Annotated in this window: 11 protein-coding genes; 5 read left to right on the forward strand and 6 right to left on the reverse strand. The window is 74.2% G+C overall.

From position 1 onward, the window contains the following. Positions 1-9: 9 nt before the first annotated feature. The gene (locus HD597_RS64275) at positions 10-3144 is read left to right on the forward strand and encodes a helix-turn-helix transcriptional regulator (RefSeq protein ID WP_308210574.1); all 3135 of its coding nucleotides are present in this window, start codon (positions 10-12) and stop codon (positions 3142-3144) included. A 228-nt stretch (positions 3145-3372) separates the two neighbouring features. Here the strand turns inward: HD597_RS64275 and HD597_RS07670 are convergent, their stop codons facing one another. After that, on the reverse strand, positions 3373-4803 hold the full coding sequence (locus tag HD597_RS07670) for an erythromycin esterase family protein (RefSeq protein WP_253741036.1): 1431 nt from the start codon (positions 4801-4803) through the stop codon (positions 3373-3375). A 65-nt stretch (positions 4804-4868) separates the two neighbouring features. Between HD597_RS07670 and HD597_RS07675 the strand changes: the two genes are divergently transcribed. Further along, on the forward strand, positions 4869-5420 hold the full coding sequence (locus HD597_RS07675) for a helix-turn-helix domain-containing protein (RefSeq protein WP_253741037.1): 552 nt from the start codon (positions 4869-4871) through the stop codon (positions 5418-5420). Here the strand turns inward: HD597_RS07675 and HD597_RS07680 are convergent. The 4 genes from HD597_RS07680 to HD597_RS07695 form a co-directional block, all read right to left on the reverse strand. Further along, positions 5410-7998, reverse strand: a complete 2589-nt coding sequence (locus tag HD597_RS07680; protein WP_253741038.1) for a hypothetical protein — start codon at positions 7996-7998, stop codon at positions 5410-5412. The two genes, HD597_RS07675 and HD597_RS07680, sit on opposite strands and share 11 nt — an antisense overlap. Positions 7999-8081: 83 nt before the next feature. Beyond that, on the reverse strand, positions 8082-9011 hold the full coding sequence (locus tag HD597_RS07685) for a carbohydrate kinase family protein (protein ID WP_253741039.1): 930 nt from the start codon (positions 9009-9011) through the stop codon (positions 8082-8084). After that, positions 9008-9934 carry a pseudouridine-5'-phosphate glycosidase gene (locus HD597_RS07690; RefSeq protein ID WP_253741040.1) on the reverse strand — a complete coding sequence of 309 codons (927 nt, stop codon included), beginning with the start codon at positions 9932-9934 and terminating at the stop codon, positions 9008-9010. The genes HD597_RS07685 and HD597_RS07690 overlap by 4 nt, the downstream gene beginning before the upstream one ends. 119 nt (positions 9935-10053) lie before the next feature. Beyond that, entirely contained in the window at positions 10054-11364 is a 1311-nt protein-coding gene (locus HD597_RS07695; RefSeq protein WP_253741041.1) for a YeiH family protein, read from the reverse strand. A 70-nt stretch (positions 11365-11434) separates the two neighbouring features. Between HD597_RS07695 and HD597_RS07700 the strand changes: the two genes are divergently transcribed. Both HD597_RS07700 and HD597_RS07705 read left to right on the forward strand, forming a co-directional pair. Further along, a complete protein-coding gene (locus tag HD597_RS07700) occupies positions 11435-12325 on the forward strand; it encodes a LysR family transcriptional regulator (RefSeq protein WP_253741042.1) in 891 nt (296 codons plus the stop codon). A gap of 436 nt (positions 12326-12761) precedes the next feature. Next, complete coding sequence (locus HD597_RS07705) at positions 12762-14264, forward strand: phytoene desaturase family protein (RefSeq protein WP_253741043.1); 1503 nt, start codon at positions 12762-12764, stop codon at positions 14262-14264. Between the two features lie 9 nt (positions 14265-14273). On the opposite strand, the gene HD597_RS07710 is transcribed toward HD597_RS07705, so the two are convergent. Beyond that, on the reverse strand, positions 14274-14828 hold the full coding sequence (locus HD597_RS07710) for a TetR/AcrR family transcriptional regulator (protein WP_253741044.1): 555 nt from the start codon (positions 14826-14828) through the stop codon (positions 14274-14276). 87 nt (positions 14829-14915) lie between these two features. Between HD597_RS07710 and HD597_RS07715 the strand changes: the two genes are divergently transcribed. Beyond that, the gene (locus HD597_RS07715) at positions 14916-16112 is read left to right on the forward strand and encodes a cytochrome P450 (protein ID WP_253741045.1); all 1197 of its coding nucleotides are present in this window, start codon (positions 14916-14918) and stop codon (positions 16110-16112) included. Positions 16113-16159 lie beyond the last annotated feature (47 nt).

The raw sequence follows: 16159 nt of genomic DNA on the forward strand, positions 1-16159 counted from the left end.
CCTTGGGGCGTGAGTATCCACGCCGTGAGCCCCCTGTTCGTCGGGCGTGCCCGCGAGCTCGCCGCTCTCGGTGACGCCCTGGCCAGATCGCGTGCCGGAGCGTCGTCCACCGTGCTGGTGGGCGGCGAGGCCGGCGTCGGCAAGACGCGGCTGGTCAAGGAGTTCGTCGACCACCGGGCAGGAGACGCCCTGGTGCTCGTCGGCGGCTGCCTGGAGCTGGGCACGGAGGGCCTGCCGTTCGCGCCGTTCACCGCCGTGCTGCGCGGGCTGGTGCGCGAGCTGGGCCGCGACGCGGTGGCCGCGCTCGTGCCCGGCGGCAACGCGCGCGCCCTGGCGCGGCTGCTGCCCGAGTTCGGAGAGCCGGGCAAGGACGGGCCCGAGGCCAGGGCACGGCTGTTCGAGCAGGTGCTCGGGCTGCTGGAGCGGCTGGCCGAGGAGCGGCCCGTGGTGCTGATCGTGGAGGACGCCCACTGGGCCGACCGCTCCACCCGCGACCTGCTGACGTTCCTCGTGCGCTATCAGCGTACGGCGGCCCGCCTGCTCGTCGTGGTGACCTACCGCACCGACGAGCTGCACCGCAACCACCCGCTGCGCCCGCTGCTCGCCGAGCTCGGCCGGGTCGAGTGGGTGACCAGGGCCGAGCTGCGCAGGCTCACCCGCAGGGAGGCCGTCGCCCTGGCGGCCGGGATCCTGGAGCGGGAGCCGTCCCCCGCCGACATGGACCTCATCTACGCGCGCAGCGAGGGCAACCCGCTGTTCGTCGAGGCGCTGCTCAACGAGTGCGGTGGTGGCGAGGCGCTGCCCGAGTCGCTGCGCGACCTGCTGCTGGCCAGCGTCGAGCGGCTGCCGGAGGAGACGCAGGAGCTGCTGCGGGTGGCCAGCGCCGGCGGCCAGCGCATCGAGCACGCCCTGCTCAGCGCCGTCGCCGGGCTCGACGAGAACGCGCTGTCACGCGCCCTGCGGCCCGCCGTCGCGGGCAACGTGCTGGTGGTCGACGGCGAGGGCTACAGCTTCCGCCACGCCCTCATCCGCGAGGCGCTCCACGACGACCTGCTGCCCGGCGAGCACGTCCGCCTGCACACCCGCTACGCCGAGGCGCTGGAGCGCGACCTGTCGATCCTGCCCGCCCCGCGCGGCGCGATCGAGCTGGCCCACCACTGGCACTCCGCCCACGACTCCACCTGGGCGCTGACCAGCGCCTGGCACGCCGCCGCCGCGGCCCGCAAGTCCACCGCCTACGACGAGCAGCTCCGCATGCTGTCCCGGGTGCTGGAGCTGTGGGACCAGGTGCCCGACGCGATCGAGCGCATCGGCGCCGACCGCATCGACGTGCTCAGGCAGACGGCCACGGTCGCGCACCTGTCCGGCGAGTACGAGCGCAGCATCGCCATGGCCAGCGCAGCGCTCGACGAGCTCGATCACTGCGTCGACCCGATCAGGGCCGCCATGCTGCTGCGCCAGCGCGGCCTGACCCGCTACGACCTGAGCCGCCCCGGCCACCTCGAAGACCTGCGCACGGCCGCCGCCCTCGTCCCCGCCGACCAGCTCAAGCTGCGCGGCCAGGTGCTGGAGAGCCTGTCGCGCATGCTCCACCGCCCGGAGGACCGGCCGGAGCGGCAGGCCACCGCCCGGCACGCCATGGAGATCGGCCACGAGGTCGGCGACGCCAACGTCGAGGCGCACGCCATGATCAGCCTCACCTGGGGGCACTCCTGCTACTCCGACATGGACTCCCAGCTCGCCGCGTTCGCCGAGGCGCGCCGCATCGCCTCCCGCGACGAGGCGTACAACGCGCTGATGCGCTGCGCGATCTCCGAGTCCGACGCGCTGGAAGGCTGCGGCATGCACGAGCGGGCCGCGCAGGTCGCCCGCGAGGGGGTCGAGGAGGCCCGCCAGTACGGCCTGGCCCGCACGTCGGGCACGTTCCTGTCGATCAACCTGGCCGAGCCGCTGGTGTCGCTGGGCCGCTGGGACGAGGCGCTCCAGGTGGTCGAGCACGCCCTCGAGCTCGCGCCGCCCGCCCCCTACCGGGCCAGCCTGCAGGGCTTCGCCACCGACATCGCGCTGGCGCGCGGGCAGTTCGACCGGGCCGAGAAGTCACTGGACGCGTCCCGGAGCGTGCTGTCCCGGGGCAGCTACCGTGACCAGACGACGCTGCCCCACCTGTGCAGGGAGATCCGGCTGCTGCAGGCGCGGGGGCAGCTCGACCAGGCCGTGGAGACGGCGGCGCGCGCCCTGGAAGAGCGCGACCTGGTGAGCAACCCGCGCTATGCCTGGCCGGTGCTGGTGGCCGTCGCGCAGCTCGTCTGGGCCGCGGTGCCGCCGTTGCGGCTCATGGGCGCCACGGCGGGCCCCGGCACGGCCGAGCCCAGCGAGGCCGCGAACTTGGCGCACTCGGCGCAGTCCGAAGGGTCCGCGCGGTCCGTGAGGTCCGCGGAGTCCGGGGGGTCCATGGGATCCGCGCGGTCTGTGGGGTCCGCGCAGTTCGGCGGAGCCGGGCAGTTCGGGCAGTTCGCGGAGCCTTCGGAGCTGGGGGCGGTCGCGCGGCTCGCGCTGTCGCTGCTGCCGCGGCTGCGGGCGCTCGGCGGGGAGCTGCTGGCCGAGGGCGATCTGCAGCAGGCGCACCGGCTCACGTTCGGCGCGCTGACCGGGCCCGAGGCGCCGCTGGAGCACGCGGCCGAGGCGGTCGCCTGGCGGCTGAAGGCGTGGGACCTGGCGGTGGGGGCGTGGGAGGCGTTGCGGGAGCCGTACGCCGAGGCGCTCTGCCTGCTGGGCGCGGCGCAGGCGGCGCTCGCGTCCGGCGACCGGCAGGGGGCGGCGGCCCGGATCACCCGCTCCCGCGACCTGGCCCGCGAGCTCGGCGCCACGCCGCTGCTGGAGCAGCTCGACACCTTCGCGCGGCGGGCCAGGATCGGCGGCGGCTCGGAGGAGGCCGCCGGCGGGCAGCCGCTCGGGCTCACGGCTCGGGAGCTGGAGGTGCTGCGGGAGGTGACGAGCGGGCGGAGCAACCGCGAGATCGCCGAGGAGCTGGTCATCTCGGTCAAGACGGTGAGCGTGCACGTGTCGAACATCCTGGCCAAGCTGGGGGTGGCCACACGCGGCGAGGCCGCCGCCACGGCCCACCGCCTGCGCCTGTTCGACTGACGCCCGCCATGACGCCCCGCCTGCGCTTGTCGGGCGGCGCTCGGGCGTCGGGCCGTCTGCGGGTGTCGGGCGGCGCTCGCTGTGACGGAACGCCTGGGTCGTGGGGCGGGCATCCGTTGCGTCGGGCTGCCTGCGGCTGTTGGGCGGCGCTCGCTGTGACGGAACGCCTGCCGCTCTTCGGAGCGGTGGCCGCCTGCGGTGGTGTGGTCGAGGCCCGGCCGGGGCGCGTCACTGCGGCTTGTAGTGGGAGAAGACCTCCCGCACCTCCTGGGGTGAGCAGGCGAGGGCGGTCTCGTCGGGGTCGGCGCCCGTGACGTGGGGCAGGTGCACGACGAGGTCGTAGGCGTCCAGCGGGCTCACGGGGGCATGGAAGGTGCCGAAACCGGCGCGCTGGACGGTGGCGGCGCGGACGGCGTCGGTGTCGGCGGCGGACAGCCGCCGAAGGTCCACGACGAAGGGGCCGTCGTGGCTGGCGTGCATGAGGGCGTCCAGGCTGCCGGGCTCCGGCGGCTGCGCGGGGGCGAAGATCGTGCCGGACTGGAAGGCGGCGGCGTCGGAGTTGAGCATCTGCCCGGTGCCGAAGGTGGCGCCGATGACCAGGTAGTCGTCGCCGAGCCGGTCGGCCAGGTGCATGCCCATCGGGGTCACCGGGTCCATGCCGGGGAGCACGCCGGGCCAGCGCTGGACGTGACCGTTGTGGGCGGCCAGGACGATCCGGTCCTCCCGCCGCAGGATCCACTCGACCGTGTCGGCGATCTCGGCGTCGCGGTTGTACATCACGCTCCGCTGGTCGCCGCGGCTCATGTCGCGGATGACCGCCTCCAGCGTGACGACGAGCCGCATCGAGCGCAGCGCCCGCTCGTACGCCTCGGCGCCGGTGCGCCGGACGTACTCCAGACGCCGGCCCCGCATCCGTACGGCGAGGGCGGCCAGGCCCGCCGTCAGCGCGTCCTTCGTCCCGGCGGGGAGCTGGGCGTAGGCGGCCAGGGTCGCGGGAGCGGCGAACGCGGACGTCGCCGCGAAGGCCGCGGACGTCTCCCGGACGGCCGGGTCGAGGTCGAAGCCGGGGTCGGCCTGCGCGAGGTAGGCGGACACGGCGTCCAGGCCGGGCAGCAGGGAGGCGTTCTGGCCGCCCAGGTCGATGCCGTAGAAGCCGATGGGGCGCTCGGCGGTGGCGTTGTGCCGGCGCATCCACTCCAGGTGCGCGCCCATCTGCCGCCACAGGCCGGTCAGCGAGGTCAGGCCGCTCGCCATGATGCGACCGAGCCGATCGTCCGCGCCATGGGCGTCTCGTCCCTGGGCGTCTCGCCCCTGGTCGTCCCTGCGCTGGTCGTTCCCGCGCTGGTCGTTCCCGCGCTGGTCGTCCGCGTGCTGGTCGTTCCGGTGGCGGATCCAGGCGTCGGTGTGCCGGCCCTCCGTGAAGCCGGTCTCCATCGCGTACGCGCCGAAACCGTGCCGCTCGACCAGGTAGCGCAGCAGGCGATGGCGCAGCTCGTAGGTCTCGCGGTTGTAGTGCGCGCTCTCGCCGATCGCCACCACCCGCGCGTCGCCGATCGCGTCGTCCAGCCATTCGAGGTCGTTCAGCGCGGCGGCGGGATCCAGGGTGCGCAGGGGGATGATCGCCGTGTCGCCGAGCCGGGCCTGCGGTGTCGTCGTCACTGGTTGCCCTTCATGTTCAATGTTTCCAACTTTGGGAACAGTACCAGGTATGGGAATATTGGGAAATGGACACGCTTGAGTTGATCTTGCATCCCATCCGGTTGCGCATCATGTGGGCCTTGTCGGGCGGGCGGATCCGCACCACGTCCGAGCTGTGCGAGAGCCTGCCCGACGTGCCCAAGACCACTCTCTACCGGCACGTCGGCCTGCTCGCCGACGCCGGGCTGCTGGAGGTGGCCGGCGAGCAGCGGGTGCGGGGGGTGGTCGAGCGCCACTACCGGCTGCGGCAGGGCGCCACCGACATCGACCTCGACACGGCCAGGACGATGACGCTGGAGGATCACCGGCACGGGTTCGCGGCGGCCATGGCGGCGCTGCTGGCCGAGTTCAACGCCTATCTCGACCGGCCGGCGGCCGATCCGGAGGTCGACCGGGTGGGGTACCGGCAGGGGACGTTGTGGCTCAGCCCGGAGGAGATGGGGGAGGTGGCGATCGAGCTGCGGGACGTGCTCAGGGCCCGCGCGGGCAACGGGCCCGGGGCGGGGCGGGTGCCGTACGTGCTGAGTGCGATCTTCTTCCCGACGCAGGAGCCCGGGGAGGGCGGCGTCAGGCGGTGAGCTGGGCTTCCAGGCGGTAGCCGTCCACCGTGACGTACACCTGGTCGCCCGGGCGGGCGTTCAGGCGCATGAGGACGGGCTGCAGCGAGTCGAAGACCGGCTGGTGGCCCTGCCAGACCAGGACGATCGCGTTGTCGCCCGGCCCCGTCACCGACAGCAGGGTGCCGGGACGCATGCCGAGCTGCGCCGCGTACCCCTCGGGCACGGCCACCGGGCCGCCCCTGAGGTGCTCGGGTGTGACCTCTATGCGCTGCCAGCGGCGCGGGTCGGAGGACGGGCTCGGCAGCGGCGGAGGAGGCGTGGACGGGGCGCCCGCCAGGCCGCCCGCGGGCAGCATCGACGAGCGGCCGCCCGACAGCGCCGACAGCGTGGCGAGCGCGGCGGAGGGGTCGATGGCGCCGCTCGTCGCCGCCGGGATGGGCTGGCCGCCCCGGTGGTGGTGGCCGTTGGCACCGGGCGTGCGGCGGGGGAGGGGCTGGGCCGGAGACGGGGCCGAGGCCGCCTGGTCGGGTCCGGTCTCGGGAGGCAACGCGTCGAGCCAGGCCTTGGCCGAGTGGGCGCGGATGCCCAGCTCGCTCATCAGCTCCACGACGTCGGCGTCGGGCGAGCTCGCGGCCAGGAGCTGCCGCGTACGGGCCTGCAGGCCGTGGATGTCGCCCACGACGAGCCAGCCGTCCTGGAGACGGCGGTCGGGCATCAGCGTCACCAGCACCCGCCACAGCGGCGTGCGCAGCGACGGGACCATCACCGGGTGGGCCGGGTCCGCGCCGATGAGCTGCTCCTCGGTGGCCGCCGCGCCCAGCCACTCGGTCAGGCGGAACATGTGGCCGGTGACCGGCGCGGACTCGGAGGAGCGCAGCCACTGCAGGACGCGTTCCTCGGCGGTGCGCTGGGCCTGGGAGAGCGCCTCCCGCTCCACCAGCATCTTGTGGGCGAGCGTACGCAGGCTGACCGGGTCCTCGGCGAACAGCCGGTGCACGGCGACGGCCAGCTCCAGCTTGTCCAGGCCGCGGAAGAGGCTGTCCACCACCCGGACCATCGCGTGGTCGGTGTCGGAGGGGACGGGGGTGGGGTAGCTCTTGGCGGGGTCGGCGCCGCCGGGGAGGGGCGGGATCGAGCCGGCCGGGGTGGATCCGGGAGTGCCGGGGAGCGGGGAGGCGCCGGGTCGAGGGCCTGGTGCGCCGGCGTTCGAGCCGGGAGCCCCGGAGCCAGGAGTGCTGGGGACGGGGGAGCCGGGAGTGCCCGGGACGGGACCGGCTGCTCCGGGACGGGACGGGAGGGCGTTCGGGTCCTGGCGTCCGGGCTGCGGGCCCGTGGGGCGTTGCGGGAGGCGTTCCTGCTGCCCGGGGGCCGGGCGCTGCGGCAGGCCGCCCTCGCCGGCGAACCCCTGGCGCGGCCCGCCCGGCGACTGCGCGGGGAACGAGCCCGTCTCACGCGACCCCGGCGTGCCGTCGGCCGCGGGGAAGGAACCGGTCTGGCGCTCACCTGGTACGGCGGGAAAGGAGCCGGTCTGGCGCTCACCTGGTACGGCGGGAAAGGAGCCGGTCTGGCGCTCACCTGGTACGGCGGGAAAGGAGCCGGTCTGGCGCTCACCCGGTACCGCGGGAAAGGACCCCGTCTGGCGCTCACCCGGTACCGCGGGGAACGAGCCGGTCTGGCGCTCACCGGGCACCGCCGGAAAGGAGCCTGTCTGGCGTTCGCCCGGCACGGCGGGGAACGAGCCGGTCTGGCGGGATCCGGGTGTGCCGTCGGCCGCGGGCGGCGCGGGGAAGGAGCCCGGCTGGCGTTCCGAGGGCTGTTGCGGTGCGCCGGGGAAGGACCCGGGCGTCGCGTCGGCTGCCGGGAAGGGGCCGCTCTGGCGCTCGCCCGGCACGGCGGGGAAGGAGCCGGTCTGGCGTTCACCGGGCACGGCGGGGAAGGGGCCGCTCTGGCGCTCGCCGGGCACCGCCGGGAAGGAGCCTGTCTGGCGTGCCCCCGGGCCGTTGTCGGCGGCGGCGGGCAGCGGGAAGGAGCCGGTCTGGCGCGGCCCGGCCGCGGGGGAGGGCTGCGCGGCGAAGGAGCCCGTACCGGCGGAGGAGGCGGGCGCCTGGCCGCGCTGGAGCGGCCGGGTGACCTCCGGATGGCCCGCCTGGGCGGCGGCGACGGGAACCTCGCGCTGGGCCGGGATGCGGCCGAGGATCTCGCGGAAGACCGACCCGATCACGGCCTCGGGCGTGGCCGACGGGGTGGACAGGTCGCTGGGCGACAGGCGGCGCAGCCGCTGCCAGCCGCCGAGGCCGGCGATCGCCGTGCGGGTGGCCTCGGGCCAGCCCGGCAGCGCGGGATCGATGTGGTGAACCGTCAGCGCGGGCAGCAGGTCGGCCAGCGGCAGATGGTCCCAGCGGGAGGAGGCCAGCCGGGCCAGGCGGTCGCAGATCCAGTCGAGCCCCGCCGTGCCGAGCGCCTTGGACAGCGCCAGGGAGGACCACCACCCCGCGGGCAGGCGCGGATCACCCAACGCCTCGGCCACCTGCTGCGGGCGGCTCCAACGCAGCGCAGGGACTAGGTCGCTCAGGCAGATCGATGACTCGACTTCCATCGGCGGACCTTATCCTCCCCAGTGAGCCGCGTGGTGCTGCCCGTAACGCATGTGGCTAATGGTGCAGCCTACGCGGCAAGCTATCAATCAGTGTGAATAGGGTAAAGACGGTTCAGATCCAAACCGTACCGTGGACGGCCGCCCACCTGGGCCACACATTCGGCACCGGCACGGCAACCGGCCTGCAAGGCGGCCTGTTCGTCGGCGCCGAGCAGTTTCGCGGCGAGGAACCCGGCGGCGAACGCGTCACCCGCCCCCGTGGAGTCGACGACCTCGGCGGACACCCCTTCAGCGGTGGCCACCACCTCGCCGTCCACGGCGGCCAGCGCGCCCTTCGCGCCCAGCTTCACCACCGCTGTGCCATATCTCTCACTCAAGTGTACGGCCGCCTGCTCCGGCGTCCTGGCCCCGGTGAGGAGGAGGGCCTCGTCGAGGTTCGGGATGATCAGGCCGGCCGGCGCGGTCTCGCGGGTGAAACGTTCAACGCCGAAGTCGCGCAGCGGGCCCGTGGAGGCCGGATCGACGCTGATGGCGACGCCCGCCGCCGCGGCGTCCGCCATGGCGCGCCTGGCCAGGTCCAGCCCGGCCTCGGCGAACAGGATGTAGCCCGACAGGTGCAGCCGGGCCATGCCGTCGAGCAGGGCCGGGTCCCAGTCGGCCGCCGAGATGAGGCCGCCTGCGCCGCGGTTGGTGAGCATCGAGCGCTCGCCGCTTCGATCCACCATCGCGATCACGACCGCTGTGGGACGGTCGGGATCCACGGCCATGTGCGGGTGCACGCCCGTCTTGACCAGCTCGGTCGTGTGCCACTCGCTGCTGTCGTAGCCGAGCCTGGCCAGCAGGTGCACCTCGGCGCCCAGGCAGGCGGCCCAGGCGGCGGTGTTCGCGCCGGAGCCGCCGGGGCGCAGCACGATGTCGGCGGCCGTGTCGGTGCCGGAGCGCACCGGGGAGCCGTGCAACGCCACCACATCGGTGACGACGTCACCGATGATCAGGATGGCGTTGTCGGTCACGATCGGGCCCAGGAGACGGCGATCCGGGCCGCCAGGGCGGTGTTGCCGCGCACGGCGGCGAGGTTGGCCTCCAGGGACGCGCCGGCGGTGCCGTTCACCAGGTAACCGAGCAGGAACGGGGTGATCGCCTGCCCCTTGACGCCCTCGCGCTCGGCGGCGGCCAGCGCCTCACTCAGCACGCGGTCGTGCAGCTCCGGGTCGAGCTGCTGGTCCTCGGGGACCGGGTTGGCCACGATCAGCGCGGTCTCGGGGCCGCCGAGGGCGTCCTGGCCGCGCATGACGGCTGCGGCCTCGTCGGGCGACTCGATCCGCCAGTCGATCGGCTGGCCGGAGGAGTGCAGGTAGAAGCCGGGGAAGGTGTCCGTGCCGAACCCCACCACGCTCACGCCCCGCGTCTCCAGCCGCTGCAGCGTCGCCGGCACGTCGAGGATGGACTTCACGCCCGCGCAGACGACGGTGATCCGCGTGCGGGCCAGCGTGTCGAGGTCGGCGGACTCGTCCTGGTCCTCGGCCCAGCCGCGGTGCACGCCGCCGAGCCCGCCGGTGGCGAAGACCCGGATCCCGGCGCGCGCGGCCAGGAACGACGTGGCCGACACCGTGGTCGCGCCGCTCGCCTTCAGCGCCGCCGCCAGGGGCAGGTCGCGCTGGCCCAGCTTGCGCAGCCCGGGCTCCGACGCGATGCGCTCCAGCTCCGCCTCGTCCAGGCCGATGCGGGGCACGCCGTCCAGGACGGCGATCGTGGCCGGCACGGCGCCCGCCGCCCGTACGACTCCCTCCAGCTCACGCGCCACCTCCAGGTTGCGCGGCTGCGGCAGCCCGTGGGAGATGATCGTGGACTCCAGCGCCACGACCGGCGCGCCCGCGGCCAGGGCCTCGGCGACCTCGTCGGACGGCTGCAGGATGGAGTCGGTGGTGCTGTGCATGGTGAGTTTCGTGCTCCTTGAATGGGCCTGGACCTGCCTACGGGGAACGGCCGCTTTCGCGGTATTTGTTCCAAACGGAGCAGGGTACGGGCCCCCGGCCCGGGCGTCCACTCCGAGGATCACACGAGGAAGGAGACCCCCGCCAGGGACGTGGCCGCGATGATCGCCGTGGCGATGCCGCCGAGCAGCGCCGCCCGGCCGCCCCGCACAAGTCTGCGCACGTCGATGCCGGTGCCGAGGCCGAACAGGGCGGCGGCCATGAGCACGTTCGTCACGGCGGGGACCGTGTCGGTCACCGCCGCGGGCACCAGCCCGGTGCTCCGCACGGCCACCATCGCCAGGAACGCGGCCACGAACAACGGCACGACCGGCGGCCTGCGCCCACCCTGCCGCCGCCGTCCCCGGTCCGGCGTTCGCGTGGCGATCCGGGCGGACCGCTCGCGGCAGGCGGTCAGTGCCACGATCGGGGCCAGGAGGACGACGCGGCCCAGCTTGACCGTCACGGCCGTGGCCAGCACGCCCGAGGCGGCGCCGATCGCGGCCACCTGCGCCACCTCGTGGACGGCCGCGCCCGTCCACATGCCGAGCTGGGCCGGTGACAGGTCCATGAGGTTCGCCAGCAGGGGGATCAGGGCGATGGCCGCGGTCCCGTACAGGACCACGACGCCGAGGGCGCTCGCGGCGGCCTCGTCCTCGTCCGGCAGGTCCGTGCTCTCGCGCATCGCGGCGATGGCGGCGGCGCCGCAGATGGCCACGCCCGTGGCGATGAGCAGGGACGTGCCGCGGCTCAGGCCCAGCCTGCGGCCGATCGGCGGCGTCACGGCGAACGTCACCCCGGTCGCCACCGCCACGACCGCCAGGCTCTGCCAGCCGAGCGCCAGCACCTGAGGCACGGCGATCTGCAGCCCCAGGAGGGCGATCGCCACCCGCAGCACCCGCCTGGACACGAACGCCAGCCCCGGCCTCAGCCGCTCGCCGACACCCGCCACGCTCGCCACCGCCGCTCCGGCCACGACCGCCACGACGGCGGGGGTGAGGGCGGGGACGAGCCGGTTGACGAGCGTCGCGAACACCACCGCCACGGCCGCCACGACCAACCCCGGCCAGTGCGGGCCGATCCACGCCTTCGCCCGCCGCGTCCACCGGCCGCCCGGCTCGTCGCGGGTGCTCCGTCGTGAGCCCGGCCCGGCGAGGTGTGCCCACCAGGCGGAGAGCCAGGCGAGGCGTGCCCGCCAGGAGCCGGCCCGGCTTGCCCGCCAGGATCCGGCATGGCGTGCCCGCCAGGAGCCGGACGGGGAGCGGCGCTCCCGCCGAGGTGCGGGTCCTTCGCGGCGCGTCCGCGGGCCGGGCCGGTCCGGGCGTGGCCCGTGACCCCGCACCGTGCGTGACCGGTGCTGGCGGGCGGCGGGGTCGCGCGGGGTGGTGAGCATGATCCCAGTCTTGGGAGCGGGAGCGACGCCCGGTAGCCATGCCTTGCCTGGAAGGTCATAGCCTGAGGCTATGAGTGCGCTGCCGGATCTCGACTCGCTCAAGCTCCTCGTCGACGTCGGCGAGCTGGGCAGTCTCGGGCGAGCGGCCAGGGCGGCCGGGATCGCGCAGCCGTCCGCCAGCAAGCGGATCGCCCTGCTCGAACGCCGCCTCGGTCTCCCCCTGCTCGAACGCACGCCGCGCGGTTCCAGGCTCACCGCCGAGGGCAAGATGGTGGCCGGCTGGGCCACGCAGGTGCTCGCCGCGGCCCAGGAGCTCATGCGGGCCGCCCAGGCCGTACGGCTCAGCGAGGCCGCTCACCTCCGGGTGGCGTCGAGCATGACGGTGGCCGAGTACCTGGTGCCGCGCTGGCTCGGCGAGCTGCAGCACCGGGAGCCCGAGGTCCAGGTGGGGCTGGACGTGGTCAACTCGGCCGACGTCGCGGCGCGGGTGCTGGCCGGGGAGGTGGAGCTGGGGTTCGTCGAAGGGCCGACCGTGCCCGACGGGCTCGACGTGCGCGTCGTGGGGACGGATCGGCTCGTGGTCGTGGTGGCGCCGGCGCATCCGTGGGCGCGCCGCCGCACCGTGCTGCGGGGGCCGGAGCTGGCCGCGACGCCGCTGGTCGTGCGGGAGACCGGCTCCGGGACGCGGGAGACGCTGGACGTGGCGTTCGCCGCGATGCATCGGGCCAGCCCGCGGCTGGAGCTGGGGTCCAACTCGGCGGTGAAGGGGGCCGCGCAGGCCGGGGCGGCGCCGGCGGTGCTGAGCGGGTACGCGGTGGAGTCCGACGTGGCGACGGGGCGGCTGGTGGAGGTGCCGCTCACGGGGGTCAACCTGGTCCGCAGCCTGCGCGCGGTGTGGCGCCGGGGCCGCCCCCTGACCGGCCCCGCGGCGACCCTCCTGGCCATCGCGACCCGCCCCTGACCGGCCCAGCCGGGCATCATGCGCCCGGACCGCCCGCCGCCCGCCGTCCGTCGCCCGTCGTCCGCCGTCCGGCGCCCGCCGCCGACGCCGCGCCAGCCGCGCCGTCACCCGCCATCGCCCGCCGCCCGCCTACGGTGCCTGCGGAGCTGCAGCGCTCAGCACCTGCGCCGTGCTCGGCTAGCGGCTTCCTGTTGCCCGGTGGCCCGCCCGGTGGGCCGGTGCTCGGCCGAGCGGGTGGTCGGCGGGGGTGTTGCCGGACGGGTGATCGGCGGCGTGAGCGTTGCCGGGCGGGTGTGTTGCCGGGCCGGCGGGCAGCGGGCGTCTACGTTGCCGGGTGGGTGCGGAGGAGGGAGCGTGGGCGGGTGGGTGTGGAGGAGGGGCGTGGGCGGGTGGGGGGCGTTGACGGGCGGGGCGGGGCGGGTCGTAGGGTGCCAGGGTGGGTTCGTATGACGTGGTCGTGGCAGGGGGCGGGCACAACGGGCTGGTCGCGGCGGCGTACCTCGCCGGGGCCGGGCGCCGGGTGCTCGTGCTGGAGCGGTACGCGCACGCGGGCGGCCTGGCGGTCTCCGCGCGGGCGTTCCCCGGCGTGGACGTGCGGCTGTCGCGCTACTCCTACCTGGTGAGCCTGCTGCCCACCCGGATCGTCCGCGACCTGGGGCTCGACCTGGAGCTGCGCCGCCGCCGGTACGCCTCCTACACCCCGATGGGCGACACGGGCCTGCTCGTCGACAACGAGGACGACCTGCGTACGGCGGCCTCGTTCAGGAACGTCACGGGCGGCGAGGCCGACCACGAGGCGTGGCGGCGGTTCTACGGCATGACCGCCGAGGTGGCGCGCGCCCTGGCCCCCACGCTGCTCGAACCCCTGCGCCCGCAGGCCGAGATCGAGCGCCTGGTCGGGCAGGAGGCGTGGCGCGACCTGTTCGCGCGGCCGATCGGGGAGACGGTGGACGAGCGGTTCCGCGACGACACCGTGCGCGGCGTCGTGCTGACCGACGCACTGATCGGCACGTTCGCCGACCCGGCCACCGACCTGCTGGCCAACCGGTGCTTCCTCTACCACGTGATCGGCGACGGCACCGGCGACTGGAACGTGCCGGTCGGCGGCATGGGCGCGGTCTCCGGCGCGCTGGAGGCGGCGGCCAGGCGGGCGGGCGCCGAGATCAGGACGGGGGCCGAGATCGTCGGCATCTCGCCGTCGGGCGAGGTGACGTTCGTGGCGGACGACGGCGAGCACACCGTCAGCGGCGGGCACGTGCTGGTGAACCTGCCGCCGGCCGTGCTGGACCGGGTGATGGGGCGGCCGGTGACGGTGCCCGAGGGGGCGCAGCTCAAGGTCAACATGGTGCTGACGCGGCTGCCCCGGCTCAAGGACACCACCGTGGATCCGCGGGCGGCCTTCAGCGGGACGTTCCACATCAACGAGGGGCGCGAGCAGCTCGCGGGGGCGTACGAGCAGGCGGCCCGCGGTGAGATGCCCGAGCTGCCGCCCGCCGAGGTCTACTGCCACTCGCTGACCGACGCCTCCATCCTCGGGCCCGAGCTGCGGGGCAGGGCCGAGACGATGACGCTGTTCGGCCTGCACATGCCCGCCCGCCTCTTCCGGAAAAATCCGGATAAGGCGAGGAAGGTGGCCCTGGACGCCACTTTCGCCTCCATGAACGCCGTCCTCGCCGAGCCCATCGAGGACTGCCTGCTCACCGCCCCCGACGGCACCCCGTGCGTCGAGGTCAAGACCCCGGTGGACCTCGAACGGGACGCCGGCCTGCCCGGCGGTCACATCTTCCACACCGACCTGAGCTGGCCGTACGCCGAGGGCGGCGGCTGGGGCGTCGAGACCGAGCACGAGCGCATCCTGATGTGCGGCGCGGGCGCCCGCAGGGGCGGCGGCGTCAGCGGCATCGGCGGCCACAACGCCGCCATGGCACTCCTGCGGTAGCCCGGAGGCTCAGTCGGCGACGAGCTTGGCGGCCACCTCCAGGGCGACGTCCGCCCGCTCCGCCTCGTCCAGGTCCATGTCGAACAGGAACGGCGCGCTCCCGAGGATCACCGCGAACACCGCCAGCCTGGACTCGAACTGCTTGACCGCGCTCACCCCCGGCACGGCCAGCACCGACACCATGCCGACGATCCGGCTGCGCATGCGCTCACCGGCCACGTTGTGCTGCATGACACCCTGGTTGACCTGCGCGAACCTGAACATTGGCCGCCACTGATCCTCCATCAGCCCCGAGATGCGCCGCAGGATCTCCCGGCGTGACTCGGCCGTCCTCGGCTGTTCTCCCGCCCAGGTCATCAGCTCGTCGATCGAGTCGCACAGCCGGTCCACCACGCTGGCGAGGATGTCCTCCTTGGTGCGGAAGTGGTAGTAGAGCGCCGGCCTGGTGATCTCCAGCCGCTCGGCGACCTCCTGCAGCGAGGTCTTGTCGTATCCGCGCTCGGCGAACAACTCCAGCGCCACCTGCTGGATCCGCTCACGTGTGTCCGTCCGCCGGCCCGCCATTCCGCTCCCATCACTTGACGGCCCATCGCATCATTGCTTACTTTCGCGTAAGTAAGCAATGCGATCGGCTTCTTTGGGGGCAACACTATGGCGCATTCCTTCCCGGTTCCGCGTACCTGCCCGTTCGCGCCGCCGCCCGAGTACGAGCGGATGCGCGAGGAGGCCCCGCTCGTCAGGACCTCCCTGCCCGGCGGCGACGTCTGGCTCGTCACCCGGCACGCCGAGGCCCAGCAGGTCCTCAGCGGCAGCGGCATCAGCACCAGCCCGGCCACGCCCGGCCATCCCAACGCCGCCCTCCGCCCCACGCCGCCGCCGTCGCCCGAGGAGGCGGCGGCCATGGCCAAGTTCCTGGCCGGCCACTTCATCGACCTGGACCCGCCCGCGCACACCAGGTTCCGGCGGCTGCTCATCCCCGAGTTCACCGTCAGGCGGATCAAGGACCTGCGGCCGGGGATCCAGGCGCTGGTCGACGGGCTCATCGACGACATGGTCGCGCGGGGCTCCGAGGCGGAGCTGGTCCAGGCGTTCGGGCTCGCGCTGCCCTCGCTGGTGATCTGCCGGCTCCTCGGCGTCCCGTACGCCGACCGCGAGTTCTTCCAGGCGCGCACCCGCGAGATGCTCAGCTCCGACGGCGACTTCCACACGTCGGCGTTCGCGATCAGGGACTACCTCGACGGGCTCGTCACCAATGCCGAGAAGGCCCCCAAGGACGACCTCCTCGGCCGGCTGATCACCGGCGGGCGGCTCACGCACGACGAGCTGGTGGGCGTGATGTTCCTGCTGCTCGTCGCCGGCCACGAGACCACCGCCAACATGATCCCGCTGGCCACGCTCACCCTCCTGCGTCACCCGGACCAGCTCGCCGCGCTGCGCGAGAACCCCGGCCGCTGGCCCATGGCGGTCGATGAGCTGTTGCGTTACCACTCGATCGTGGACTGGGTGGCCTTCGACCGGGTCGCCGCCGAGGACCAGGAGATCGGCGGCCGGCTCGTCAGGAAGGGTGAGGGCATCTTCGTGCTGGGCGCCTCCGCCAACCGGGACGCGAGGGCGTTCGAGCGGCCCGACGAGTTCGACGTGGAGCGCGGCGCCCGCCACCACGTGGCCTTCGGCTACGGCGTGCACCAGTGCCTGGGCCAGAACCTGGCGCGCGCCGAGCTGGAGATCGCGCTGCGCACGCTGTTCGAGCGCCTGCCCGGCCTGCGGGTCACGGTGGCCGACGAGGAACTGCCCGCCAAGTACGATGGACCCATCTTCGGGCTCACTTCGATGCCCGTGGCGTGGTGATCCTTATGAATCTTCTGTGAGGTCGTTCATCACGTTCTCATGATGGA

It is taken from the genome of Nonomuraea thailandensis (genome assembly GCF_024172165.1).
GTDB lineage: Bacteria > Actinomycetota > Actinomycetes > Streptosporangiales > Streptosporangiaceae > Nonomuraea > Nonomuraea thailandensis.

Bases quoted from the DNA above. Each gene is read 5' to 3' on its own strand.
- HD597_RS07675 (WP_253741037.1), top strand. From the start codon at position 4,869: ATGGACACGCTTGAGTTGATCTTGCATCCCATCCGGTTGCGCATCATG.
- HD597_RS07680 (WP_253741038.1), bottom strand. From the start codon at position 7,998: ATGGAAGTCGAGTCATCGATCTGCCTGAGCGACCTAGTCCCTGCGCTG.
- HD597_RS07690 (WP_253741040.1), bottom strand. From the start codon at position 9,934: ATGCACAGCACCACCGACTCCATCCTGCAGCCGTCCGACGAGGTCGCC.
- HD597_RS07695 (WP_253741041.1), bottom strand. From the start codon at position 11,364: ATGCTCACCACCCCGCGCGACCCCGCCGCCCGCCAGCACCGGTCACGC.
- HD597_RS07700 (WP_253741042.1), top strand. From the start codon at position 11,435: ATGAGTGCGCTGCCGGATCTCGACTCGCTCAAGCTCCTCGTCGACGTC.
- HD597_RS07710 (WP_253741044.1), bottom strand. From the start codon at position 14,828: ATGGCGGGCCGGCGGACGGACACACGTGAGCGGATCCAGCAGGTGGCG.
- HD597_RS07715 (WP_253741045.1), top strand. From the start codon at position 14,916: ATGGCGCATTCCTTCCCGGTTCCGCGTACCTGCCCGTTCGCGCCGCCG.